Genomic DNA, 24,903 nt, shown 5'->3' on the forward strand with positions numbered 1-24,903 from the left:
CATCTATCATTTTGGTGCAAGCGTAATTCATGAGTAACGTAGCAATATTTTGCGCTTACTTTCTGTATGTTTGTGGAGATGAATATTTTGAAGTTTCTTTTCCAATAGATCACTTTCTACATTTAACAGGAGTGGAGACAAGACTTTCGACCAAGGATTTTTATAAGAATGCAAAAAAATCTATTCTTACAAATAATCAGTTCTATTTTGACGCAAGACATGTATATGCAAATGCCAAAAGGAAACTTCCGTGTTTAAAACGCTTGCCGGAATTAACGAATGAAATGGTATGTGTTCTAAAAAATATGGAAACCATGACAATTACATATAAACTCAGCGTTACAAATTTGGAATTTACTGGAAGTGTGACAAGAAAGCCAAAACGGTATACTGGGAAAAAAGATTAAGAAAAGAATAAAGAGCTGGTTTTAATTGTAAAATTTATGGGGAACTAACATCAGCTTATTGACATGAATTTAAAAATAAGTATAATAATAGTTGAGCAATTGTTCAACTATTATTATTTGGAGGTGAATATATGCCAAAAACGTCTTATATTTGTAATTGCGATGTAATTCATGAGGATATTGTGAATGATGTGAAATCCAAGATGCAGCCAAAAGATGATTATATCCAGTTGGCTTCTTTATTTAAGCTATTTGGAGATGGTACCAGAGTACAAATCTTACACGCTCTGGAACAGAGTGAGATGTGTGTATGTGATCTTGCAGTGCTACTGGGGGTAACAAAATCTGCAATTTCGCATCAGTTAAAGGCATTACGCCTTGCGAATCTGGTAAAATTCCGTAAAGAAGCACAGATAGTTTACTACTCACTGGCAGATGATCATGTGAAAGAGATTATTGACAAGGGATTTGAGCATCTTTGGCAGAAATAATATTTTTTAACATTATAGTTGAGTAATTGAACAATTAAACAAATTATAAGGAGATTATCATGAAACGCATATTTCTATTAAAAGGGTTGGACTGTCCAAATTGTTCCGCAAAAATTGAAAAAGAAGTCGGAGAGTTGGATGGAGTGCAATCCTCAGTGGTAAATCTGATGAAGCAGACGCTTACAATCAATGTTACTCAGACAGCCGCAGATACGATAGCCAGTCAGATTGAAACGATTGTTCATAGCCATGAGCCAGATGTGGAAGTTTCTGAAATTGTACAGGAATCTTATATACCGGAAAAAAAGCAGGAGGCCAATGAATCCTATAACAATGAGGATAAGAAGTTGCCAGTTCGTTTAGCGACTGGTGCAGCAATCTATGCCATTGGTATGGCATTGACTGTTTTTGCGAAAGTGCCACTGCCTATCGAGTTAGCTTTTCTCGTTGTTTCTTATGTTATTCTTGGTGGAGATGTTGTATGGCAGGCTGTGAGGAACATTTCAAAGGGGCGTGTATTTGATGAACATTTTTTGATGAGTGTTTCTACGATTGGGGCTTTTGTCATTGGTGAATATCCAGAAGCAGTTGCTGTTATGCTATTCTATCAGGTAGGTGAATTTTTTCAGTCATTGGCTGTTAAGCGTTCCAGAAAATCTATATCAGACTTAATGGATATACGTCCAGATTCTGCTACAGTAAGAAGAAATGGGGAATTGATTACCATATCTCCAGAAAATGTCTCCATTGGTGAGATTATTATTGTAAAGCCTGGTGAAAAAATTCCATTAGACGGTGTGGTATTGGATGGAGATTCTATGCTGGATACAAGGGCCTTAACAGGAGAATCAGTTCCGAGAAGTGTTCATAAAGGAGACGAAGCACTTTCCGGTTGTATGAATCAGACGGGTGTCTTAATGATTAAGACAACAAAAGCATTTGGTGAATCTACGGCTTCAAAGATTATTGATCTTGTGGAAAATGCGTCAAGCCGAAAAGCACCAACAGAAAATTTTATTACTACATTTGCACGTTATTATACACCTGTGGTTGTAATCTTAGCAGCTTTTCTGGCGATTCTGCCACCGATCATTCTTGGCGGAGGCTGGACAGAGTGGATTCGCAGAGGATTTGTTTTCCTTGTGGTATCTTGTCCATGTGCATTGGTCATTTCAATCCCGCTGACTTTCTTCGGCGGCATTGGTGCAGCATCTAAACGAGGTGTTCTTGTAAAAGGAAGCAATTATTTAGAGGCACTTAATAATGTCAGCGTTATTGTGTTCGATAAAACCGGAACACTTACAAAAGGTGTTTTCAATGTGACGGATATTTTGCCTGCAAATGGATTTTCAAAAGAACAGGTTCTGGAGTATGCGGCAGAGGCAGAGAGTTTTTCTAACCATCCTATTGCAAAATCCATTCTTGCTGCTTATGAAAAAGAAATTGATCAGTCAGTGATTTCTGATTATAAGGAAATTTCAGGATATGGAATCAGTGTAATGGCAGGGGAAAAGAAAGTTTTTGCTGGCAATACGAAACTTATGGATACAGAATGTATAGAGTACACAACCTGTGAAAAAGCAGGTACAAAAGTTTATTTGGCTGTAGATGGTCAATATGCAGGATGTATTTTGATAACAGATGAAGTGAAGCCGGACAGTAAAAAAGCAATTTCTGACCTGAAACATATCGGCGTGGAAAAAACAGTCATGCTTACCGGTGATGATGAAAAAATTGGGAAGTCTGTTGCAGAAGAATTGCAGTTGGATAAATATTATGCACAGCTGCTTCCTGACCAAAAAGTGGAAAAGGTTGAGCTTTTAGATAGTAAAAAGAGACCGGGAAGCAAATTGGCTTTTGTTGGTGATGGTATCAATGACGCTCCTGTCCTTGCCCGTGCAGATGTTGGTATTGCAATGGGTGGGCTTGGTTCGGATGCGGCCATTGAAGCAGCAGATGTAGTTCTGATGACAGATGAACCGTCTAAGCTGGTGCACGCGATTGAAGTAGCAAAAGCGACAAAACAGATTGTCATGCAGAATATAGTGATTGCTCTTGGGATTAAGAGTGTGTTCCTGATTCTTGGCGCTCTTGGTATTGCGGGAATGTGGGAAGCTGTATTTGGTGATGTAGGCGTTACCATAATTGCCGTCTTGAACGCAATGAGGATTTTAAAAAAATAAGAAACGAGGTGGCAATGTGAAACGGAAATTGATTCTGTTAGCAGTTACAATTGTTTTTCTTGCAGGTTTCGGTGCACTTTTGCACTCACCGCCTTCTATGATTGATGCAGTCACAGGAGCAACACCGAAGTCAAAAAAGGCGGCTCAAGCCGCCGCACAGTTGGAAGGCTCCTATGTTCTCGGTATTAATATGATGTCAGATGGTCTCGACAACGAGAACACCCGGAATAAATTAAAAGAATTGGCACTGGACGATTCGGAAACAAATGAAACAGATCTCATGAAAACGGACATTAGTTTTCGGTTATATGTATCTGAGACGGATTATCCGCTTGTCAGTTATGCTAAGAAACTCTGTGACAGGTTGAAACAGGCCGGTTTTTTCGTAGATCTGAAAGAGTACAGTAACACAATGATGCTATCAAGAGTGGTAAGTGGAAAGTATGATGTATTCCTGGCATCGGATGATTTTATTGACGTTACAACGTTATCACAGATGGACTATATGATCATGGACAGCGAAGAAATGAGGTGAGCGAGAATTTATGAGAAAATGGAATACGATTTTGTCTGTTTTAATGCTTCTCATTTTTATGATTCATGGAATCATGGGAAGCTTTATGCTGAACGGAGTTGGAAGTAGTGCAGGGAAACTTCTTGCATGGATTGGTGTTGGTATTCTTGTTGTGCATACGGTGATTGGTGTCATCCTGACAGTTCAGAGTTTACAGACAGCGAAGCAATCCGGAAAAATGTATCTGAAACAGAACGCCATATTCTGGGCGAGACGAGCCAGTGGGCTGGCAATACTGATCCTGCTGTTCTTCCATATTGGCTTGTTTGGAAAGGTGCAGAATGGGACATATATTTTGTTCCCTTTTACAACGGTAAAGATGGTAACTCAGCTTTTGTTCGTGGCGGCAATCTTTGTTCATATTTTTATCAATATCCGCCCATTGCTCGTATCGCTGGGAATCATCAGTTATAAAGAACGAAGGGGTGATATTTATTTGATTCTTTCGGTGCTCCTTCTGTTTATAGCGGGCGCAGTTATTTTCTATTATATTGGGTGGCAATATCTATGAGTAAGACAATTATTATTATAGGTGCTGGACTGGCAGGACTTTCAGCGGCTTTGCAGGCAGCGGAAAATGGATGCAATGTAAAACTGGTTTCCTCCCTTCCGTCAGAGCGGGCACAGTCTGTTATGGCGGAGGGCGGTATCAACGCAGCTTTGAATACAAAAGATGAAAACGACAGTCCCGAAGAACATTTTACAGATACAATAAAGGCAGCATGTGGTCTGGCAGATCCAAATGCAGTTTGGGAAATGACACAGGCAGCACCGGAGCTGGTGCACTGGCTGCTAAAACTTGGAGTTAAATTTAACATGAGTGGCTATGATGATGTGGATCTGCGAAATTTTGGCGGGCAGAAAAAGAAACGGACTGCTTTTGCACAGAGCGATACCGGGAAGCAGATCATGACAGCTATGATAGACGCTGTTCGCAGGAAAGAAGCATCTGGTATGGTAGAACGGTTCAGCCATCATTCTTTCCTAACACTTCGTCTGTGTGGCAATATTTGTTGTGGCTGCGTAATCAGGGATGAATACAGTCAGGAGACTGTGGAATTACCGGGGGATGCGGTTATTGTTGCCACCGGTGGTATGCACGGATTGTTTGGAAATACAACGGGTTCGCTGAGCAATACAGGAGAAGTCACCGCAGAATTGTTCCGGCTTGGTGTTCCTCTGGCAAATGGCGAGATGATCCAGTATCATCCGACAACTGTGAAATGTGGTGGAAAACGCATGCTCATCAGCGAGGCGGCCAGAGGGGAAGGTGGCAGGTTGTTTGCCATGAAAGATGGAAAACAATGGTATTTCATGGAGGAAAAATACCCGGAGCTTGGAAATCTGATGCCACGAGATATTACCGCCAGAGAGATATGGAAGGTCAGCCATGAATCAGAGGTATTTCTTGACATGACGGAAATATCGGAGGAGATTATTTCAAATAAGCTATCTGGTCTGGCAGACGATTGTATGACCTATCTGCATAAAGATATACGAAAGGAACCGGTGTCTGTTTTACCGGGAATTCACTATTTTATGGGAGGCATTCTGGTGGATGAGCAGCACAGAACGCCGATTCAGAATCTTTACGCTGCCGGAGAATGCTGTGCCCAATATCATGGTGCCAACCGTCTTGGTGGAAATTCTCTGTTAGGAGCGTTATACGGAGGACGTGTTGCGGCAAAATCAGCATGCGAACAGGCAGATGTAGTAGATCTATCTTGTGCGACACAGATAGATTTTCCACCAGCGTCCCAAATTTCAGAAATAAAGCAATTAAACAAAGTGATGCAGGAGACTATGGGCGTTGTCAGAAATGAGAATACGTTGTTAAATGGGATTCAAACGGTACAAGCGCTGACAGGAAATCTTCCATTGCTTGGCATGGCAGTTCTAAAGAGTGCTCTTGCAAGAAAAGAAAGCCGTGGTGCACACTGGCGGGAGGATTATCCGAAGAGCAATGACGATGATTACCTTAAAACAACGGTAGCCAGATTTGATGGAAAGCAGATACAGATTTCCTTTGTACCTGTTCCAGAAAGGCGGTGATTCACTTGGTATATAAAATAAGAATCAGGCGGCAGGAGAGTCAGAAAGCAGACAGTTATTGGCAGGAATTTGAGTTTGACGGAAGCAGAAACAGCTCTGTTGCCACTGTTCTAAAGGAATTGAACAGTAGAACCCCTTTGAAAGATAACTCAGGGAATATAGTTACTCCCATCAGCTGGGAATGTAGCTGTATGGTGCGAAAATGTGGGGCTTGCGCCATGCTGATTAACGAACGTCCGAGGCTGGCATGCTCTACATTTCTACATACATTAAAAGGTTCTACAATTACCTTGGAACCTTTAAGCAAATTTCCGCTTGTAAGAGATTTGATCGTTGACCGGTCAAATCTGTTTGAAAATTTGAAAAAACTGAACCTTTGGCTTGAAAGTGAAGCTTATATGAGTTCGTGGACACATGAACCGAGATACCAGTCGGCACGCTGTCTGATGTGTGGCTGCTGCCTTGAAGTGTGTCCTAACTTCTCTGCAAATGGGACTTTCGCAGGCGCTGTTGCTGCAGTCAACGCATTTCGGATTCTGAATGAAGAACAGGAAAGCACTCATTTGAATGAGATTTCTGCTGAATATAAGAAGAAATATTTTGAGGGATGCGGGAAGTCGTTATCTTGTCATGATATTTGTCCGATTGGTCTGCCTGTGGAAGAACTGCTTGTAAGGTCGAATGCAGCGGCTGTTTGGGGCAAATAAAATGGATGATAAAAGCTATAATGAATGTATGAAGAGAATCAAAAACTTGAATCTCTTTTTTAAAATACATACATTGACAAATATCTATGTATATATTATATTGAACATAGACAATGATCAATGTGAGGTGTCAATATGAATGCAATGGATGTGGCTTTGATATGCAAGGCTTTGGGTGATGCGAACCGGCTGGAAATTGTACAGATGCTGTCGGATGGAGAAAAGTGCGGGTGTAAACTTTTGGAAAGATTTGAAATTACCCAGCCAACTTTATCCCATCATATGAAGATATTGGTAGGATGCGGCCTTGTGAAGGATCGTAAGGAAGGAAAATGGCATCACTATTCTTTGAATTGTGAGACATTGATGAATTACAAACACTTTATAGAATCCCTTACTTGCCTTGGATGCGGTGACGGGGATTGTTGTAAATAATTTAAGGAGAGCAGATATCATGAAAAAAGAATCAAATTCAGGAATTAGTTTTTTCCAGCGTTACCTGACTGTAACCTGCCAAACATCAATCTGGGGCAGTTGCAGATAATTCTCGCAGCAGCGGGCTTACTTTCTGTATTAGCAACGGTTGGGATTGTATTCTGCAAATATTGTTCTCATCGTATCAAATCTCATTATCGTTAAATCAATCATTTGTTGCAAAAATCAGAAGCATTTCAATCAGTTCACCATGTCACTTTTATTTTGTGTTATACTGTTTTATAGGATTTTCTTGCCCTTGTATTTACCCTTATCAGAGTTCGTAAACACTGGTGGGACAATATAACACAAGGGAAACAATAAGGGAAAGTTCACCAGTGATGAATTCAGTGTTTTCAAGGGGTTGCGGAGAATTTAATAACAAAATATAACAGTTATTAAATCTCTTAAAACAGGTGAAATCTCAATCGGAAGTTGTAGAGGAGGAAACAAAATGCTAACCGTTAAACCAACAGCAGAAATGCTTGCAGAGTGGAAACGAATTTTTGAAGCACACCATGCAGCGATGAAGCCAAACCGAAAAACAGGAACAGAAGTAGACCAATATTTCAGAAATAAATATGCCCATCAAATATTTAACGATGCAGCTTTTCAAGAAATAGTTGCACTCAATATCACAGAGAATGCATTCTCTCGCAACAAATTGCCCAAAGGTGTGCTTCCTAATATAAAAAGCTATAAGACAGGCAATGCTCTTGTCGGCATTGATTTAAGCACAGGAGAATTTCATATTGAAAGCGAAAATATCGAGGAAGTAATGCCACTGCACGATGATTTGTTTGTCTACCGTGGATTAGATGAGGAAGATTTGAAAAACATCTTTTTGGTTGCGGAGTATGTAAAACTCATGCAAAACTAAATTCCAGTTTTTGAAACTGAGAAATCGGTATTTGAGGAGGCGAATGTAATGAAAAGTACGGACAAAATAATAGACTATTTGAAAAAGACTTATCAACCGGAATCGATAATTGTCTATGGTTCTTTTGCTGACGGAAGTGCAAATCTGAATAGTGACTTTGATGCACTTATTATTGCAGGAAAAGAAAAACTGCATGATTCATCTTTTGTTGATGGCGTTGTTCTTGATGTATTTATTTATCCGCCGGATCAGTTCCTGTCGGAGTACGACCCGGCTGAGTTTGCACAGGTGTGGGATGGGAAAATCATACTGGATAAAAACGGAATGGGTGGATGGCTAAAAAAGAATGTACTTGACTATATAGAACATATTCCCTTAAAAACGGCAAAAGATGTTTCGCAGGAAATTAAATGGTGTGAAAAGATGCTGTTACGCACAATGCGAGGAGATGTTGAAGGTTACTATCGTTGGCATTGGTTATTGTGTGACAGCCTTGAAATATATTTTGATATAAAAGGCATACACTATTATGGTCCCAAAAAAGCATTACATTTTATGGAAGAAAGCGATTCAGAAGCGTTTCATATATATTCGAAAGCCTTGTTGGAGTTTAATCAAGAAGGGTTATCCGACTGGATAAATTACTTGAAAACCATTTTTTAAGATTTACAATTTCAAGTTTGTGTAACTGAAACTAGAGCAACAGCCCCAAATTGATGTTTTAGTTTTTATAGACGATAATACAAGAGTATGCCTATCTCAGCACCCTCCTTCGTTAAATAATGCACACCCCCGTCAGTAGTCTGAACCCCCTTAACTGACTACGATTTGACTACTACACATTGCTTTGAATTGCACCATTTTGAAGTATTTTGTAAAAAGTGTAGTTATAAACAAGAAAAAAGATGATGCCCGGAAAAGCCGATAAACCAACGCAAAACTCGGCATTACAGGGTATTTCAGAACAGGAGAATTTTATGATTAGAGTACTTTTTATCTGCCATGGCAATATTTGCCGCTCGACTCTTGCTGAGAGCGTATTCACCCACAAAGTAACTTCCCTCGGCCTTGCCCACAATTTTGAAATCGACAGCTTCGCCACCAGCCGTGAGGAGATCGGCAATCCGCCGCACTATGGGACAGTCAATAAACTGCGCGAGGAGCACATTCCGCTCGTGCCGCATCACGCAAAGCAGATTACATGGAAGGATTACGAGCGCGCCGACTACATCATCGGCATGGATACCGCGAATATCCGCAATCTGAACCGGATGCTGAAGAATGATCCGGATGGAAAGGTTTACAAATTTCTTTCCTTCACCGGTTCCGGCCGCGATATTGCGGATCCGTGGTATACGGGAGATTTTGAGGCGACGTACCGCGATGTCGTGGAGGGATGCAACGGCTTTCTGGCGTATCTGCGCCGGGAAGGAAAAATCTGAAAAACAAAAAGCGCCGAAAACAAGGCCAGTGCTCATTTGCAGAGAATGCGGCACTGGCCTTTTACTATAAGAAAATCCTATAGCCACTCCAAAAAATTAGCAATTAGACGTAACCAGACAGATATGGTATGATAAATGAATAGAAAACATAGCGAAATAATAGGAAAACAAAAGCTTTCCTATTTAAAAATTCATTCGATAGAACACGCGAAAGAGAGGCAGAAAATCAATGGCGAATTATGATTATGAGATTGTAAATGGAAGAAAAATCCGCGTAAGACCAAAAGAAACCGTATCGGAGATCGACAAAAACGGCTATTTCCGCAGACAGCCGAATCACTTCACGACTCCGTTCGGCGACGGTGAAAACGATCTGAAGGCAGAAGGTAATAAGAGATACCGTCTCGTCTGGGCAAAGCTGTGCCACTGGTCCAACCGCGCGGCGATCGTAAGAGAGCTGGAGGGCCTGGAAGATCAGATTTCCGTCAATATGGTAGAACATGCCCCGCATGAGAAAAACCTTGGCTGGGAATACGTTTACAATGAAAACAACATCGACCCGGTGCTCGGTGATCAGTTCCTCTCTGAGGCGTATTACCGTGCTGATGATGATTACCAGGGAAGAACGACCGTTCCGGCGCTGATCGACACAACGACGGGAAAGGTAGTCAACAACGATTACAACTGGCTGACCACTTATTTCGAGGTCAACTTCCGCCCATGGCACAAAAAAGGCGCGCCGGAGCTGTATCCGGTGGAGCTGCGGGAAGAGATTGACAAGATGAATCTCTGGCTCTTCGATAATATCAACAACGCGGTATACCGCAGTTCCTTCTCCAGAAGCAACGAAGGCCATTTCGACGGTGTGAACACATTCTACGCTGCGATGGACCGCCTGGAAAAACGGCTGGAAACCAATCGTTTTATCTTCGGTGATTACGTAACCGATTCCGATATCCGCCTATACGTGACACTTGCCCGTCTGGACATCCGCTATACCACACAGCTCGGCGAGACGAAGCGTCCGCTCTACACTTACAAAAACCTGTGGGGCTACGCAAAAGAGCTGTGGGAGATCCCGGCATTTGCACATCACACAGATTTTGCAGCCATCATCCGCCAGGGAAGAATTGAGGGAGAGGAAGACGGCTTCCGCGCCAGCACACACTACGATCTGGCACTTCCGAAGATTGACTGGGATGCACAGTGGAAGGTTTCGACCGAGCGCGCCTACCTGTCCTCAGACCCGACCCATCCGATCTATCTTGGAAACAACCGCAGATTCGACATCGACCCGACCTGGTACGATCTGGGCGCAGAATCTCCGAAAAAAGAGGAGAAAGAAACGCCGCCGTCCTGCGGATGCTGCTGCGGCTGATCAAATCATAGATAAAAAATAGAAAACACCGTTTCAGAGGCAGATTTCCAAAAGGAAATAAACTTCTGAAACGGTGCTTTTTTCCGACGCACAAACTGCAAAAGGAAGGGCATGAAATCCGTTTATCGTCCGAAATGGAAAAATCCCTTTTTCTCATACGGCTCACTCGTATACGAAACCAGCTCATATCCGATGTCCTTGATCTGCTGTTTCAGATACGGAATATCGAGCGGCGCTTCGCTGATGACAACGGTCTCGCCGTTTTTTGCAGAAGAGTTTACTTTCTTTGGAGAGCAGCTCTTGCGGACTACATCATTCATATGGGATTCGCACATGCCGCACATCATACCATCAATTTTTAAGACTGTTTTAATCATACAATACCTGCTTTCTTCCGGGAATACAGCGAAACGAAAGCGTGCCAGACTGTATTCCTGGAGTTTGATGAAAAATTTGAAATCACATACCCTATCGGGGTATCTAAAATATAGCGCGGATGAAAAGAAATGTCAATAAGCTGATAAAATATGATAATTATTATTATTTAAGAAGGAAAAATACGGTCATGGAAGGGCGATTCGCCGGCAGAACATGGAAACTTGCCGGAATCGCAAAGTTCGTGTTACAATTGGGGCAGCAGAGCAAAACAAGAGAGGAGACAAAAATATGCTCTCACAGATGAATTACCGAAAAGAAACACAGTCCCACGGTGATGAGCTTTTTCCGCTGAGCATTCACGTTTTCGAGACAGACCTGCAGAGTACCGTGCGGGTGTACTGCCACTGGCATGAGGAAGTGGAGCTCTTTTATGCAGTAAAGGGCGAAGCTGTTTTTCATATGGATACCGAAACCTTTCTCCTGCGGGAAGGGGAGACCGCCTTTGTCAATGCAAACCGTCTGCATGAGGTAGAGGGAATCGACGGACAGGAATTTACGTTTCTTGCCGTTGTATTCCAGCCGCGTTTTCTGTCCGGCACATCGCTTGACCGGATCCAGCAGCAGTATATCGAACCAGTGCTGTCCTCCGAGATCCGTTTTCCATCCAAGACAGAGCGGGGAACACGCCTTGCAGAAAAAACGGCACAGGCCATGCAGGAGATCCGAAATCTGCAGGAAAGAAAAGAACCGGGCTGGGAGCTGCTGTTAAAAGCGGAACTTCTGAAAATCTGGCAGGGATATTACAGTGCGGCAGAAAAGAACGGCGGAAAAACGGATGCCTCGACGAATTACCGTGTCAGCAGAATGAAAGAGATCCTCACATACATGAATGCTCATTTCTGTGAGGATCTCGAAATCGCGGAACTGGCGAGCCAGTTTCATATGAGTGAGAGCGCTTTCTGCCGCTTCTTTAAGTCGATTATGCATATTTCCGCCGTGACGTATGTCAATAACCTGCGGATTGCCGAGAGCTGCCGGCTGCTGCTTTCCACCGAGGAGGCGATCAGCAAGATTGCGAGCGACTGCGGATTCCGAAATATCAGCTATTTTAACCGAGTCTTCCAGGAACGCATGCACCAGACGCCGGGGCAGTTCCGCAGTTTATCCGCAGAAAACCGTACTGCGATATAAGATTCGGAACTTATGCAGGCTTCTGCGATCGGAATGCACGCCGCAGGAAGAAAAGTCCGGTCATATCAGCCAGTGCCCAGCCGATCGGAATGGCGATCCAGATTCCGGCAACGCCAAGCGCCGTGGCGGAGAAAAGGTATGCCAGCGCCACACGCATGCCAAGCGAAATGACGGTCAGAACAACCGACATCTCGGCGCGTTTGACAGCGCGGTAATACCCGTACAGCAGAAACAGCCATCCGATGCCGAGATAGAACGAGCCTTCCAGCCGCAGGTACTGTACGCCGATCGCGACGACCTCCATTTCTGATGCTTTCACGAAAATCTGCATCAGCGGATGCGCGAACAGATTGACAAGCAGAGAAATGACGATGGAAAAAGCAGCGCTCAGTGCAAAAGCATCTTTCGTGCCGCGCCGGATCCGCTCGTGATTTCCGGCCCCGTAATTCTGTGCGGTGAAAGTGGAGTAGGCATTTCCGAAATCCTGCACCGGCAGATAGGCAAAGGTATCAATTTTCACCGCGGCCGCAAATGCCGCCATGACCGCCGGACCGAAGCTGTTGACGAGCCCCTGTACCATCAGAATGCCGAAATTCATGACCGACTGCTGAATGCAGGTCATCGAAGAAAGATTCAGAATCTCTTTTAAAATGGAATGGCTGAAACGCCATTCTTTTTTTGACGGCAGCCACATGCGGCAGCGGAGCAGCACATAGAGCAGAATACCGACGGCGGACACATACTGCGCAAGAACCGTAGCGAGCGCCGCGCCTGCGATGCCGAACGGCAGTACAGCGACAAAGAGCAGATCCAGTGCAATGTTCAGCACAGCAGAGACAGCGAGAAAAATCAGCGGCACAGAAGAGTTTCCGAGCGCGCGCAGCATACAGGAAAAGAAATTGTATACGGATGTTGCAATAAGGCCGGCAAAGATAATCAGAAGATACGTCCGCATGCCGGGACGGACTTCATCCGGGACGCGAAGAAACGTAAGGATCGGCTCGATGCCTGCATAAACAGCGAGATTCAGCACGAGCGTAACGGCAAGGATCAGCAGAAACGCGTGGAGAATTGAAAGTTTTAAAGAAGAAAGATCTTTTCGTCCCTGATAAATCGAAAAGAGCGCACCGGCGCCCATCGACAGGCCGAGAAAAATGGAAGTCAGAAACGTCATCAGCGTATAGGAGGAGCCGACGGCGGCGAGCGCATTGCTTCCGAGAACGCGTCCGACGATCAGGGTGTCGGCAATGTTGTAAAACTGCTGCAACAGATTTCCTGCGATCATCGGCAGGGCAAACAGGATAAGAGAGCGGGAGATTTTCCCGCGGGTCAGATCGTAATACATAAAGAAACTTCTTTCCGAACATAATTGTTAATATTATAACATAAAAAATCAAAAAATGTCAATTTGCAGGATGAAGTGTACAAAAGTGCAATTGTCAGAAAATTTCGAAAAATCGAAGTTTATAAAATTTTTACAGATTTTGGGACACGTTCTGTAAAAAAACGGAAGATTTTCAGTTGATTTTTTTGGCCTTTTATGTATAATTAGAGTAGAAGAGGCCGGCTGGTCCGGTTTCTTAAAAAGGATACCTTCAAATTTCTGCATTTTGCAGAATGAAGCAGTATTACTATCAAAGGAAAGAGGTTAATTACAAGATGGCACAGATCGATTTAACAAAGTATGGCATCACCGGTACCACAGAAATTGTGTACAACCCTTCTTATGAGCAGTTATTTGAGGAAGAGACAAAACCAGAGCTGGAAGGCTATGAAAAAGGCCGGGAGACAGAGCTTGGTGCAGTTAACGTTATGACCGGTATCTATACAGGCCGTTCACCGAAAGACAAATACATCGTTGTGGACGAGAATTCGAAAGATACTGTATGGTGGACTTCTGATGAGTACAAAAACGATAACCATCCGGCAACCCAGGAAGCATGGGCAGCAGTAAAAGAGATCGCAAAAAAAGAGCTCTCCAACAAAAGACTGTTCGTTGTAGATGCATTCTGCGGTGCAAATAAAGATACCCGTATGGCTATCCGCTTCATCGTTGAGGTAGCTTGGCAGGCACATTTCGTAACTAACATGTTCATCAAACCTACAGCAGAAGAGCTTGAGAACTTCGAGCCGGATTTCGTTGTATACAACGCATCCAAAGCAAAAGTTGAGAATTACAAAGAGCTGGGTCTGAACTCTGAGACAGCAGTAGTATTCAACATCACAAGCCGTGAGCAGGTTATCATCAACACATGGTACGGCGGAGAGATGAAGAAAGGTATGTTCTCCATGATGAACTACTATCTGCCGCTGAAAGGCATCGCTTCCATGCACTGCTCTGCAAACACAGACCTGAACGGTGAGAACACTGCAATCTTCTTTGGACTTTCCGGAACAGGAAAAACAACACTTTCCACAGACCCGAAACGTCTTCTGATCGGTGATGACGAGCACGGCTGGGACGACAACGGAGTATTCAACTTCGAGGGCGGCTGCTATGCAAAAGTTATCAACCTGGACAAAGAGTCTGAGCCGGACATCTACAACGCAATCAGACGTGACGCTCTGCTTGAGAACGTTACTGTTGATGCGGAAGGCAAAATTGACTTCAATGATAAGAGCGTAACCGAGAATACTCGTGTATCTTATCCGATCAACCACATTGAGAACATCGTTCGCCCGATTTCTTCTGCACCGGCAGCTAAGAATGTTATTTTCCTGTCCGCAGATGCATTCGGCGTACTTCCGCCAGTATCTATTCTGACACCAGAGCAGACTCAGTACTACTTCCTGTCCGGATTTACTGCAAAACTTGCAGGAACCGAGCGCGGAATTACCGAGCCGACTCCTACCTTCTCTGCATGCTTCGGCCAGGCATTCCTGGAGCTGCACCCAACCAAATATGCAGAAGAGCTTGTTAAGAAAATGGAGAAGAGCGGAGCAAAAGCATACCTGGTTAACACAGGCTGGAACGGAACCGGAAAACGTATCTCCATCCGTGATACCCGTGGAATCATCGATGCAATCTTAAGCGGTGCTATCAACGAAGCTCCGACGAAGACTATTCCGTACTTCAACTTCGAAGTTCCGACTGAACTTCCGGGCGTTGATCCGGCTATCCTGGATCCTCGCGATACCTATGCTGATGCTTCCGAGTGGGAGACCAAAGCACTGGATCTGGCTGAAAGATTCATCAAGAATTTTGCAAAATATGAAGGAAACGCTGCTGGTAAAGCACTTGTTTCCGCTGGTCCGCAGAAATAAATTTTCTGAATTGACCGAAAGGAAGCCCCTGACATGAAAGTGTCAGGGGCTTTCTTTTATGAAAATATCTGGAGAAATAAAATAGTTTCCTGCCCGAAAGTACAGACTGATGGGACAGGAAACTATTTTACAGCACACTCTAAAATAATGCAAAAAATTTCAGCACCACAGAGCGTGAATTGCTGCGTCACTGGTTTTCGCCGTACCCTGATACGCCTTCAAAATAGAAAATAAGGCAGATCAGCAGGACAAGAGCAGTTCACGTACCATTTCTGCATCAAAGGTAACAGAGGAAACATGGTTGACTTCTATCTGATATAACGCATTTGCTGCGATATGCTCAGCAGCCTGCTCAAGATCACGAATACCGCTTGTGTTTTCGTGGCAGGAGATTACGGCATCGAGTCCTTCCGGCGTCAGAATGCATTCTTTTTCTTTCATACCGATACGTTTTAACACCTTTGGAAGTGCATAGCGGGAGAAAATGATTTTCTTTTCTTCCGGTGTGTAATCCGGAATTTCAATCACAGCGAAGCGGGACATCAGCGGAGCACTGATCTGGTTCTTGTCGTTTGCGGTTGCAATCGGGTATACACCGACGGTCGGGATCATACATTCGATATAGTTATCGGTAAAACCAAGATTATCAAGAAGGGTCAGCAGAACATCTGCCGGGTTTCCGTTTCCTTTGCCGGAGGCAGCCTTGTCGAGCTCATTGATGATAAAGACGAGGTTGGATTCACCAGCCATGGAAAAAGCATCCATGATGATTCCCGGTTTTGCGTTTGCGTAGATGCGGGAACTTCCGGTCAGCTGTTCCGGGTCATTAATCGAACTCATATCGAGTGTGGTCCACGGTAATTTTAAGATACGCGCAACGGCATAAGCAATCTGCGATTTTCCGGTTCCGGCAGGACCGATCAGTAACAGACCATAGGCCGGCAGCGTATGAGTCCGGTTAATCTGAATGATGGTTTCGATAATTCTCTGCTTCACACGTTCCATGCCATATAGTTCTTCATCGAGGATCCGGCGTGCTTCCACTGGATCAATGGCTTCAAAATAGTTGCTTTTCCATTGAATATTCATCATCATGGAGAGGGCGCGCTGCGCGTGACGACGTTCTTCGGGAGAGACTTCGTGGGAACGGGCAACAGCGAGGTTTCGACGAGCCCAAAGGCGGATATTATCCGGCAGCGTTCTTCCGGCACAGTTCATAAAATCAGTGATGGATTGGATGCTGGTGAGCTTCATGCTGTCACCGGTTTCCTCCTGATCCTCATCCTCAACTTCTTCTTCCGGTGCATTGCTGGCGAGGAGACGCTCAATCATAAACTGTAAAAATCCATCCTCAGCCGAAAGCTTTGCGCCGCCACCGAAAGCGATCTCGCGGATTTTGTAAACTGCATAACCGTCGGATGTTTGTGTGCCGGAAAGGCGGACATTGATATGGTTTTCACCGAGCCATTTTAAAAGGCTGACAAAACGGGCATCGATCTGGAGAATGTCGGCGATGAAGGTTTCTTCTTCCTCTTTAAATTCGAACGATGTCCGTTTTGCCGGGTTTGTGAAAATACCGCAGGGATGATGCGGGAAGGCCTTCTCTTTTGTATCCAGAATTAGGATCGGCTGATCCGGAGAAGTAAACGGTGCGTTTGTGCGGAAAACAGTATACGTACATTCGGAAACTTTTGCTTTTTCCGGGGAATTGCTGAAATCAAAAACGGGCATGACAGAACCTCCTAATAAAATAAGTGCTTATTGGTACAATAAAAACAGTGTAGCACGAATTAAAAAATCCTGCAATCAATATGCAGAATTTTGTATTTTTATGCTATGAAAATATTGGGCAAGCGGATATTCGAAATGGAAGCAGGGGACTTACTAGATTCGGTTAAATTTTCGGAAGGCATAAAAAAGCCCTCCGGGCAGGATCACACTGCGGCGGAGGGAAATTATGTCATCAAAGCAAGCTGTCGTAAGAAAGAAGCTCGCAAAACGGGAATCTTTCTTACACTGAAAAAGGAATGGCATCAGGAAACAGCGTTGGTTTTGGAAAAGCCCGGAAGCTGTACCAGCACGATCGCTGCAAACATCAGAATACAGCCGGAGAGCTCGCGACCGGAGAGTGCCTGATGAAGGAAAATCCAACCGGCGAGAACGGAAAAAACGGATTCCAGGCTCATCAGCAGAGAAGCCATGGTGGAATTTAATCCTTTCTGCCCGATGATCTGCAGGGTATAGCCGACACCTGAAGAGAGAATTCCGGCATAGAGAATCGGCATCCAGGCGTGCAGAAGATCGGAGATGTTTACGGTTTCAAAGAGAACCATACAGACAGCGGACAGGATCGAACAGGTAAAAAACTGAATGCAGGACATTTTGATGCCGTCGACAAGCGGAGAAAAATGATCAATAACCAGAATATGTATGGTAAATCCGAGCGCACAGGCAAGCACAAGAAGATCACCCTTTTGCAAAGAGAAGGATCCGTCTGTCATGCAGAGCAGATAGAGACCGGCAACGGCAATGAGAACTGCGAGCCAGACCTTCGGTTGTACTCGTTTTCGGAGGAACAGGCCGCAGACCGGAACAAGGACGATGTAAAGTGCAGTGATAAAACCGGCCTTTCCGACGGTTGTGTACTGGATGCCGATCTGCTGCAGGGTCGAGGCGACAAACAGTGCGATGCCGCAGAGAATACCGCCCGCCCAGAGTGTTTTTGGCTGTGTGCCATTTTCTGACGAAGCATCTGGCGGTAGGGTTCGCTTTTTACGCGAGGAGAAAAAGACAATCAGCGGAAGAAGCGTAAGTCCGCCGAGCAGGTTTCGTGCCGCGTTGAACGTAAAAGGTCCGACATAATCCATACCGGTCTGCTGTGCGACAAAGGCAGAACCCCAGATCGCAGCGGTCAGAAGCAGAAGCGCTGACTGTCGGTACTTATGAGAAACAGTATTCATAATAGAAAAAACCTCCTGAAATTGATACGATATTCATCATAGCATAAACAGATGGAAAAAGCGAACGGAAAAATGGCGGAAAAGACGGAAAAATGGTACAAATAATCATAATGACGAAATAGTGCAGATGTTGCGAAAATGAATATGTGAAAAGTGAGCAGAACAAAGAAAATTATAAAGGAAAAAATAAGCAACTCAACCAACGCAAAACAAAAAAAGAACACCAAAAACAAAAAATAGACACTGTTTTTCTAACAGCCTTTGTGTATAATGAACTCATCAAGCAAGAACGAAAACCTTAAGGAGGTAAAAAGTATGAAAAAGCGTAACATGAAAGTCCTTGCACTGTTAATGACAGTGACAATGGCAGGAACGATGCTTGCTGGATGTGGAGACAGTGGAAGTACAAGCACCGGTTCATCCGGAGGAGCAACAGCATCCTCCAGCGGAACAGCAGATGCATCAAGCGATGCCACAGCAGCATCTTCCAGCACAGCAGATGCTTCCAGCGAAGATACCACAGGTTCAGATGATGTGGTAGGAGAGCTTCCAAGAAATGAAACTCTTTACTTCGCAGGACAGCAGTGGGGTACCGTCAACGATTACAACCCAATGTCCGCAAACTCAAACAATGCAATGGTTATAGCACAGGGCGATGCTTCACGTGTACTTGTTTATGAAACTCTTTATATGTGGAATCCATTGGATGCAAAAATGTATCCGTTGCTTGCAGACGGAGATCCAGTGTGGAACGACAATCGTACCGAGATCACAGTGAAAATCAAAGCTGACGCAAAATGGAATGACGGCACACCGGTTACTGCAAAAGATGTAGCAGCTACCTATCATGCACATGTAGATTACAATTCTTCTACCGGCGCTGAAATGAAGAGCTACATTGCAGATGTTGTTGCACAGGATGACAGTACCGTAGTCTTCAAACTGACAACCGATGACTCCGGCGAAGCAGTTAACCCGGTTCTTGCGGAAAGATATCTTCCAATGCTTTATATCATGCAGGAAAACTATCTGAAGACCGTAGCTGACAGAAACAACAACGATGCTGAAGCAATTAAAATGGATAAGATGGACGATCTGGTAACTTCCGGACCGTACAAAAAATACTTTGACAATGACCAGAACGTAGTTCTGATCCGCGATGATAATTATTGGGGACAGGCAGATTCCATGTGGGGTAAGCTTCCGGTTCCGAAATATATTTCTCACCCGATCTTTAAAGATAACGCAGCAGCTACCACCGCATTCCAGAATGGTGATATTGATGTGGCACAGATATTCATCACAGACCTTCAGAAATTGTGGTTAGAGCAGGATCTTCCGATTTCTACCTATGTTGATGAAGCACCGTATCAGCTGTGTATGACAATGCCTACCCTGTTCTTTAATACAGAAGTAGAAGGACTGGATCAGGTAGCTGTTCGTAAGGCAATCGCTATGGCAGTTGACTACGATCAGGTTATTTCTTCAGCAATGTCCGGACAGTCTCCTACCTTCGCAGATGTTCCGCGTTCTGTCATGAACCCGACCGATGCTGAGCAGGCTATGGTGGATCAGGATGCCTTAAAAGAGTATCAGTGGTCCAATGCCGATGTAGAAGGTGCTAAGAAGCTTCTGGACGATGCCGGAATCGTAGACACCGACGGAGACGGAATCCGTGAGTACAACGGAAAGAACCTTTCCTATAAGGCTGAGTGCCCGACAGGATGGTCTGACTGGAATGCAACCCTTGAAATCGTAGCAGCAGCAGGAAAGAATATTGGTATCAACATTGAGACCTACTTCCCGGAAGCAGCAAACTACAGCACGGATTACAGTACCGGAAACTTCGAAATCACCATGCAGTCCGGCCCTGGTACATCGGTTGCCAACCCGTACATGAGATGCCGTTTCTTCATGAGCTCTGATTACAACGATCTTGAGGTTAACTTCAGTGGTAACTTCGGTCATTATCAGAACGACCGTGTAGATGAAATCCTTGCAGCAATTCCTCATGAGACCGATGATGCAAAACTGAAAGATTACTATACAGAACTTTCCAAGATTATGCTGGAAGATTGCCCGTGTGTACCGCTGATGTACAGACCGCAGGTATTCCACGAAGTAAACGAGTCCGTATGGACCAACTATCCGCAGAAAGACGATGGAACCAATGTTCCTCCGATGGACTGCACCGATGGTTATGGCGTAGCAGCACTGTACAATCTGGAACTGATTGACGGCTGATTTGCCAAACAGAAAGAAAGCACACACTGAATTGTAACAGAGGCGGCCGGAGCCGGGGTGCTCCGGCCGCTTTTACAAAATCAGAAGGAGGGTTCCTCTATGAAAGGAATGAAAAAGTATTATACGCAGAAGATCATGTGGTATCTTTTGACGTTAGTCTTTGCAGTGCTGCTGAACTTCATTCTTCCGCGTCTGATGCCGGGCGATCCGGTTTCAACTATTGCGTCCAAATCGGTAGAAGGTATGACCGATGCGACTGCAATTCAGAAAGTATATGAAGACTATGCAGCGAAATTTGGTATTAACAAACCAATGTATGTCCAGTTTTTTACCTGGGTAAAAAATGCACTTCGCGGTGATTTCGGCATTTCTTTCAGCCAGTATCCGCGTACCGTATCCGATATTATTTCCAGTTCGGTTCTGTGGACCATATGTTTACAGCTTCCGGCCATTATTGTTGGATGGATTCTTGGTAACCTGCTTGGTGCAATTGCAGCTTACATGAAAGGTGTTTTCGATAAGGCAATCCTTCCGGCATTCCTGTTTATCAGTAACGTACCTGCCTTTGGTATGGCAACCGTACTTTTATTTATTTTCTCACTGAAATTACATATTGCACCTGCAGCAGGCGGCTATGCGAGCAGTATGATTCCGCATATGAGCCTTGCTTTTATGAAATCTGTGCTTTCACATTACCAGTTGCCGTTCTGGTCTATCGTAATCATCACAATCGGCGGCCAGGCTATTGGTATGCGTTCAATGTCAATTTATGAATTGAATGCCGACTATGTAAAATACAGTCGTTTCCTTGGAATCAAGGATCATACGATTGTGAAATATGTGTTCCGTAACGCAATGCTTCCGCAGATCACCGGTCTTGCAATGTCCCTTGGTACCATGATCGGCGGTAACCTGGTAGCTGAGATGGTATTCAGTTATCCGGGACTTGGAACAACGATGCTCTCAGCAGTTACCGGCCAGGATTATCCGCTGCTTTCTGCCTGTACGTTAATCATTACTATCATGGTTCTGCTGGCCAACCTGCTTGTTGAACTTCTGTATGCAGTCATTGACCCACGTGTCAAAGCATCCCAGCAGGATTAGAAAGGAGAATACGCTATGAAAAATACAATCAAACAGATTTTTCATTCAGGAAAATTCGTGACAGGATTTGTAATCTTCTTGGCAATTCTCCTGACTATTATCATCTATCCGCTTGTTGTGGCAAAAGATCCGCTGGCAATGATCGGAAACGGAAACTTTTTCAAACCGGGTACCTATCTTTCGATTCAGGACACTGTAAATTCCGGCAAAACGTATAAGATGAATGTTGATGCAACCGCATCCATCGTTGAAAGCAAACTGACAATGGACAACCGTTCTATGATGGCAGAATGGCTGGAAAAATACGGCGGTGTAGATGCCAGTGAAATCGATGTTACCGATGCAGAAGGTCTGATTGCTCTCTGGGAGGAAAAATATGACCCAAATGCAGAACAGAAAGGCCTTATCGCAGCAAAAAAGAAAAAATATCAGCGTCTCGACAAAGAGATCGATGGTATTTTAGAAGATGTTCCAACTATTATTGCCGAGAAAAATGAAGAGACCGGTGAGCTGGAAGAGGTTCAGAGCATCGACAGCAAGCAGTACATCAATGAAAAAGATGTCATTAACCGTCAGAACTTTGTTCTTGGTACAGATAACTTTGGTCGTGATGTTTTGACCGAGCTGATCTCTGCAACAGGTTCATCCCTGAAAATTGGTCTGGTTGCGGGAATCATTGCAACCGTGATCGGACTGTTCCTCGGACTTCTTGCAGGTTACCTTGGAGGTTTTGTGGACAACCTGATTCTGTTCTTTACCAACTTGTTCACCGTTATCCCATCCTTCGTTCTCTTGATCCTCATCTCCTACAGCGTAGGTGAGTCTCAGAGGGGAATCATGATGGTGGCACTCCTGATCGGAATTACCGCATGGCCGTGGACAACACGTTCCGTACGTTCCCAGGTTATTTCTCTTCGAAACCGTGACCATGTAAACCTTTCCAAGCTGTCCGGCCACAGCATGCTGCGGATTGTCCTTACCGACATCCTTCCGTACGTTGCATCCTACGTTGTCATGGCCTTCATTCTCCAGATTTCCTCCGGAATTCTGGCTGAGGCACAGCTTTCTATGATCGGACTTGGACCGGCAACCACAAAGACGGCAACACTTGGTCTTATGATGCAATGGGCAACCCAGTACAATGCGCACTTAAATGGTGCATGGTGGGCATATTTCCCGGTCATTCTTGTAATCGCACTTATTTCATTCTCTCTTAACCTGATGAACACCGGTCTTGACCAGGTATTCAACCCGCAGTTAAGAGACTAAGGAGGCAGCTATGGGAAAAGTAATGCTGGAAGTAAACAATCTGAAAACGAAATATGTAACTCGTTTTCATGAAGATGTATACGCCGTAGACGGAGTCTCCCTGAAGATTGAGGAGGGAAAATCCCTCGGTGTAGCAGGTGAGTCCGGCTGTGGTAAATCGACGCTGGCACTGTCCCTGATGGGCTATTATTTCGCACCGCTTCACTACATCAGCGGCGATATTATCGTAGATGGAAGAAAAATTTCCGGAATGAAACCAGACGATGTCCGGAAAAATATTCTGGGCAATGAGATCGCCTACATTCCGCAGGCAGCAATGAATGCTCTGAACCCGACACAGAAAATCATCCGATTTGTAGAAGACGTTATTCATGCGCATGATCCGAAAATGCCGAGAAAGGATATTTATGATCTGGCAAAAGAACGTTTTCAGATCTTAGGCCTGCCGGAGGAGGTACTGCAGAAGCATGCGGTTGAGCTTTCCGGAGGTATGAAACAGAGAACCGTTATCGCAATTTCGACCATTCTTTCTCCGAAGGTACTGATCGCCGATGAGCCGTCATCCGCGCTGGATGTAACTTCCCAGAAAATGGTTATTAAAATGATGCGTGATCTGATGGAAAAAGGATTTATCAAATCCATGATCTTCATCACACACGAGCTGCCGCTTCTTTACAACGTAACCGATGATATTATGGTTATGTATGCTGGACAGATTGTAGAAAAAGGTACCGCAAAAGAAATGGTATTCGATCCGCTGCATCCATATTCCAAAGGTCTGATGGGATCGATCATCGTTCCGGAGGAAGGTGTAAGAGAACAGAAGCTGACTGCAATTCCGGGAACTCCGCCAAACCTGAAGCATCCGCCGGAGGGCTGCCGTTTCGCAGACCGCTGTCCTTATGCACAGCCAACCTGCCGCGGTATGAAACCAGAGGTCATCGAACTGCCGAACGGAAGAGAGTACCGCTGCCTGATGTCTGAGAGAAAGGTTCGGGAGGTGTATGCAAATGCGTGATGGTAAAGAATTAAAACCATGCCTCTCCGGAAGAGGCGTAACGAAAGTGTTTGGCTTTGGCGATGCAAAAACGGTCGCTGTAGACCATGTTGATTTCGATTTTCATGAAGGTGAATTTGTTTCTATCGTAGGAGAATCCGGATCCGGAAAAACAACCCTTTCGAAGATGTTGCTCGGGCTGATCAGCGTAACGGAAGGTGAAATTGATTTCCAGGGTAAACCAAGAGACATCTCGAACGGAAAGAAGAAAAAAGAGTACTGGAAGGGAATTCAGGCGATTTTCCAGGATCCGTTTGCTTCCTACAATATGTTTAAACGTGTAGATTCTGTTCTGCTGGATTGCATTAATATGCGCGGTGACAAGAATCTGCCGAAAGAAGAAAAAGAACGTCTGATGACAGAGGCCTGCAGCTTTGTAAACTTAAAATACGCAGAACTGACAAACAAATATCCATTTGAGCTGTCAGGAGGCCAGATGCAGCGACTGATGATTGCACGTATTTTCCTTCTGAAACCAAAGATTCTGCTTGCCGATGAGCCGACGTCTATGATTGATGCCTGCTCACGTGCAACGATCCTGGATATGCTGCTGAAGTTGCGTGATGAGATTAATATGACGATTATCTTCATCACCCACGATATTGGTCTTGCTTACTATGTATCCGATAATGTTTATATTATGGAGCATGGAAAATTTGTGGAATCGGGACCGGCAGAAGAAGTAATTCTTCACCCGACAGCAGCGTATACCAAACGTCTGATCAGCGATGTTCCAAAGATTTATGAACCGTGGGATCTGACAACAGTATAACAATGGTACGAAAGCTGTTTCCCTGGAATCATGCTTTGCGTCATATATGAGTCTTGCGAAAAGAGAGACGGTGCAC

General features: G+C 44.5%; 23 protein-coding genes. 19 read left to right on the forward strand and 4 right to left on the reverse strand.

Going from position 1 to position 24,903, the window contains the following annotated elements:
- Positions 1-29 precede the first annotated feature (29 nt).
- The 12 genes from DW915_RS11240 (at position 30) to DW915_RS11300 (ending at position 10,588) form a co-directional block, all read left to right on the forward strand.
- Positions 30-407: a PBECR4 domain-containing protein gene (locus DW915_RS11240; RefSeq protein WP_118742152.1), complete on the forward strand. Its 378-nt coding sequence runs from the start codon at positions 30-32 to the stop codon at positions 405-407.
- A 131-nt stretch (positions 408-538) separates the two neighbouring features.
- On the forward strand, positions 539-898 hold the full coding sequence (locus tag DW915_RS11245) for an ArsR/SmtB family transcription factor (protein ID WP_005330964.1): 360 nt from the start codon (positions 539-541) through the stop codon (positions 896-898).
- 59 nt (positions 899-957) lie between these two features.
- Entirely contained in the window at positions 958-3,081 is a 2,124-nt protein-coding gene (locus DW915_RS11250) for a heavy metal translocating P-type ATPase (protein WP_118742153.1), read from the forward strand.
- Between the two features lie 16 nt (positions 3,082-3,097).
- On the forward strand, positions 3,098-3,616 hold the full coding sequence (locus tag DW915_RS11255; protein WP_117814576.1) for a DUF6921 family protein: 519 nt from the start codon (positions 3,098-3,100) through the stop codon (positions 3,614-3,616).
- A 10-nt stretch (positions 3,617-3,626) separates the two neighbouring features.
- Positions 3,627-4,166, forward strand: a complete 540-nt coding sequence (locus DW915_RS11260; protein WP_008703787.1) for a hypothetical protein — start codon at positions 3,627-3,629, stop codon at positions 4,164-4,166.
- On the forward strand, positions 4,163-5,707 hold the full coding sequence (locus tag DW915_RS11265; protein ID WP_118742154.1) for an FAD-dependent oxidoreductase: 1,545 nt from the start codon (positions 4,163-4,165) through the stop codon (positions 5,705-5,707). The genes DW915_RS11260 and DW915_RS11265 overlap by 4 nt, the downstream gene beginning before the upstream one ends.
- Positions 5,704-6,414, forward strand: coding sequence for a succinate dehydrogenase/fumarate reductase iron-sulfur subunit (locus tag DW915_RS11270; protein ID WP_330422685.1), 711 nt, complete (start codon positions 5,704-5,706; stop codon positions 6,412-6,414). Before DW915_RS11265 ends, DW915_RS11270 begins: the two co-directional genes overlap by 4 nt.
- Positions 6,415-6,549: 135 nt before the next feature.
- Positions 6,550-6,849 (forward strand): ArsR/SmtB family transcription factor, encoded by a 300-nt coding sequence (locus DW915_RS11275; protein ID WP_118742155.1) that lies wholly within the window; start codon positions 6,550-6,552, stop codon positions 6,847-6,849.
- 493 nt (positions 6,850-7,342) lie between these two features.
- Complete coding sequence (locus tag DW915_RS11285) at positions 7,343-7,768, forward strand: hypothetical protein (RefSeq protein WP_118742156.1); 426 nt, start codon at positions 7,343-7,345, stop codon at positions 7,766-7,768.
- Between the two features lie 48 nt (positions 7,769-7,816).
- Entirely contained in the window at positions 7,817-8,431 is a 615-nt protein-coding gene (locus DW915_RS11290) for a nucleotidyltransferase domain-containing protein (RefSeq protein WP_117805425.1), read from the forward strand.
- A 314-nt stretch (positions 8,432-8,745) separates the two neighbouring features.
- The gene (locus DW915_RS11295; RefSeq protein ID WP_118742157.1) at positions 8,746-9,210 is read left to right on the forward strand and encodes a low molecular weight protein-tyrosine-phosphatase; all 465 of its coding nucleotides are present in this window, start codon (positions 8,746-8,748) and stop codon (positions 9,208-9,210) included.
- Between the two features lie 229 nt (positions 9,211-9,439).
- On the forward strand, positions 9,440-10,588 hold the full coding sequence (locus DW915_RS11300; RefSeq protein ID WP_118742158.1) for a glutathione S-transferase C-terminal domain-containing protein: 1,149 nt from the start codon (positions 9,440-9,442) through the stop codon (positions 10,586-10,588).
- A gap of 122 nt (positions 10,589-10,710) precedes the next feature.
- On the opposite strand, the gene DW915_RS11305 is transcribed toward DW915_RS11300, so the two are convergent.
- Complete coding sequence (locus tag DW915_RS11305) at positions 10,711-10,965, reverse strand: heavy-metal-associated domain-containing protein (RefSeq protein WP_022461058.1); 255 nt, start codon at positions 10,963-10,965, stop codon at positions 10,711-10,713.
- Between the two features lie 289 nt (positions 10,966-11,254).
- On the opposite strand from DW915_RS11305, the gene DW915_RS11310 reads away from it, so the two are divergent.
- Positions 11,255-12,157 carry an AraC family transcriptional regulator gene (locus DW915_RS11310; RefSeq protein ID WP_158581057.1) on the forward strand — a complete coding sequence of 301 codons (903 nt, stop codon included), beginning with the start codon at positions 11,255-11,257 and terminating at the stop codon, positions 12,155-12,157.
- Between the two features lie 10 nt (positions 12,158-12,167).
- On the opposite strand, the gene DW915_RS11315 is transcribed toward DW915_RS11310, so the two are convergent.
- Complete coding sequence (locus tag DW915_RS11315) at positions 12,168-13,502, reverse strand: MATE family efflux transporter (RefSeq protein WP_118660331.1); 1,335 nt, start codon at positions 13,500-13,502, stop codon at positions 12,168-12,170.
- 314 nt (positions 13,503-13,816) lie between these two features.
- Here DW915_RS11315 and pckA point away from each other — a divergent pair, with 314 nt between their 5' ends.
- Positions 13,817-15,421 carry a phosphoenolpyruvate carboxykinase (ATP) gene (gene pckA, locus DW915_RS11320; protein ID WP_022461055.1) on the forward strand — a complete coding sequence of 535 codons (1,605 nt, stop codon included), beginning with the start codon at positions 13,817-13,819 and terminating at the stop codon, positions 15,419-15,421.
- A 240-nt stretch (positions 15,422-15,661) separates the two neighbouring features.
- On the opposite strand, the gene DW915_RS11325 is transcribed toward pckA, so the two are convergent.
- Positions 15,662-17,152 carry an AAA family ATPase gene (locus DW915_RS11325; RefSeq protein ID WP_118742160.1) on the reverse strand — a complete coding sequence of 497 codons (1,491 nt, stop codon included), beginning with the start codon at positions 17,150-17,152 and terminating at the stop codon, positions 15,662-15,664.
- Between the two features lie 302 nt (positions 17,153-17,454).
- Entirely contained in the window at positions 17,455-18,381 is a 927-nt protein-coding gene (locus DW915_RS11330) for a DMT family transporter (protein ID WP_118742161.1), read from the reverse strand.
- Positions 18,382-18,696: 315 nt separating this feature from the next.
- Here DW915_RS11330 and DW915_RS11335 point away from each other — a divergent pair, with 315 nt between their 5' ends.
- The 5 genes from DW915_RS11335 to DW915_RS11355 all read left to right on the forward strand — a co-directional run bounded on the left by DW915_RS11335 (position 18,697) and on the right by DW915_RS11355 (position 24,827).
- Positions 18,697-20,625, forward strand: coding sequence for an ABC transporter substrate-binding protein (locus DW915_RS11335; RefSeq protein WP_055268028.1), 1,929 nt, complete (start codon positions 18,697-18,699; stop codon positions 20,623-20,625).
- A 99-nt stretch (positions 20,626-20,724) separates the two neighbouring features.
- The gene (locus DW915_RS11340; protein ID WP_118666835.1) at positions 20,725-21,729 is read left to right on the forward strand and encodes an ABC transporter permease; all 1,005 of its coding nucleotides are present in this window, start codon (positions 20,725-20,727) and stop codon (positions 21,727-21,729) included.
- Positions 21,730-21,744: 15 nt separating this feature from the next.
- Positions 21,745-22,998 (forward strand): ABC transporter permease, encoded by a 1,254-nt coding sequence (locus tag DW915_RS11345; protein WP_055218827.1) that lies wholly within the window; start codon positions 21,745-21,747, stop codon positions 22,996-22,998.
- A 10-nt stretch (positions 22,999-23,008) separates the two neighbouring features.
- Positions 23,009-24,016, forward strand: a complete 1,008-nt coding sequence (locus tag DW915_RS11350) for an ABC transporter ATP-binding protein (protein ID WP_022462700.1) — start codon at positions 23,009-23,011, stop codon at positions 24,014-24,016.
- Positions 24,009-24,827 carry an ABC transporter ATP-binding protein gene (locus DW915_RS11355; protein ID WP_022462701.1) on the forward strand — a complete coding sequence of 273 codons (819 nt, stop codon included), beginning with the start codon at positions 24,009-24,011 and terminating at the stop codon, positions 24,825-24,827. The genes DW915_RS11350 and DW915_RS11355 overlap by 8 nt, the downstream gene beginning before the upstream one ends.
- Positions 24,828-24,903 lie beyond the last annotated feature (76 nt).

This window comes from Blautia sp. AM42-2 (assembly GCF_003480245.1).
Lineage (GTDB): Bacteria > Bacillota > Clostridia > Lachnospirales > Lachnospiraceae > Fusicatenibacter > Fusicatenibacter saccharivorans.

Coding starts and splice junctions, on each gene's coding strand:
- DW915_RS11240 (WP_118742152.1), top strand. CDS start 30: ATGAGTAACGTAGCAATATTTTGCGCTTACTTTCTGTATGTTTGTGGA.
- DW915_RS11245 (WP_005330964.1), top strand. CDS start 539: ATGCCAAAAACGTCTTATATTTGTAATTGCGATGTAATTCATGAGGAT.
- DW915_RS11250 (WP_118742153.1), top strand. CDS start 958: ATGAAACGCATATTTCTATTAAAAGGGTTGGACTGTCCAAATTGTTCC.
- DW915_RS11260 (WP_008703787.1), top strand. CDS start 3,627: ATGAGAAAATGGAATACGATTTTGTCTGTTTTAATGCTTCTCATTTTT.
- DW915_RS11265 (WP_118742154.1), top strand. CDS start 4,163: ATGAGTAAGACAATTATTATTATAGGTGCTGGACTGGCAGGACTTTCA.
- DW915_RS11275 (WP_118742155.1), top strand. CDS start 6,550: ATGAATGCAATGGATGTGGCTTTGATATGCAAGGCTTTGGGTGATGCG.
- DW915_RS11285 (WP_118742156.1), top strand. CDS start 7,343: ATGCTAACCGTTAAACCAACAGCAGAAATGCTTGCAGAGTGGAAACGA.
- DW915_RS11290 (WP_117805425.1), top strand. CDS start 7,817: ATGAAAAGTACGGACAAAATAATAGACTATTTGAAAAAGACTTATCAA.
- DW915_RS11295 (WP_118742157.1), top strand. CDS start 8,746: ATGATTAGAGTACTTTTTATCTGCCATGGCAATATTTGCCGCTCGACT.
- DW915_RS11300 (WP_118742158.1), top strand. CDS start 9,440: ATGGCGAATTATGATTATGAGATTGTAAATGGAAGAAAAATCCGCGTA.
- DW915_RS11305 (WP_022461058.1), bottom strand. CDS start 10,965: ATGATTAAAACAGTCTTAAAAATTGATGGTATGATGTGCGGCATGTGC.
- DW915_RS11310 (WP_158581057.1), top strand. CDS start 11,255: ATGCTCTCACAGATGAATTACCGAAAAGAAACACAGTCCCACGGTGAT.
- DW915_RS11315 (WP_118660331.1), bottom strand. CDS start 13,502: ATGTATTACGATCTGACCCGCGGGAAAATCTCCCGCTCTCTTATCCTG.
- pckA (WP_022461055.1), top strand. CDS start 13,817: ATGGCACAGATCGATTTAACAAAGTATGGCATCACCGGTACCACAGAA.
- DW915_RS11325 (WP_118742160.1), bottom strand. CDS start 17,152: ATGCCCGTTTTTGATTTCAGCAATTCCCCGGAAAAAGCAAAAGTTTCC.
- DW915_RS11330 (WP_118742161.1), bottom strand. CDS start 18,381: ATGAATACTGTTTCTCATAAGTACCGACAGTCAGCGCTTCTGCTTCTG.
- DW915_RS11335 (WP_055268028.1), top strand. CDS start 18,697: ATGAAAAAGCGTAACATGAAAGTCCTTGCACTGTTAATGACAGTGACA.
- DW915_RS11340 (WP_118666835.1), top strand. CDS start 20,725: ATGAAAGGAATGAAAAAGTATTATACGCAGAAGATCATGTGGTATCTT.
- DW915_RS11345 (WP_055218827.1), top strand. CDS start 21,745: ATGAAAAATACAATCAAACAGATTTTTCATTCAGGAAAATTCGTGACA.
- DW915_RS11350 (WP_022462700.1), top strand. CDS start 23,009: ATGGGAAAAGTAATGCTGGAAGTAAACAATCTGAAAACGAAATATGTA.
- DW915_RS11355 (WP_022462701.1), top strand. CDS start 24,009: ATGCGTGATGGTAAAGAATTAAAACCATGCCTCTCCGGAAGAGGCGTA.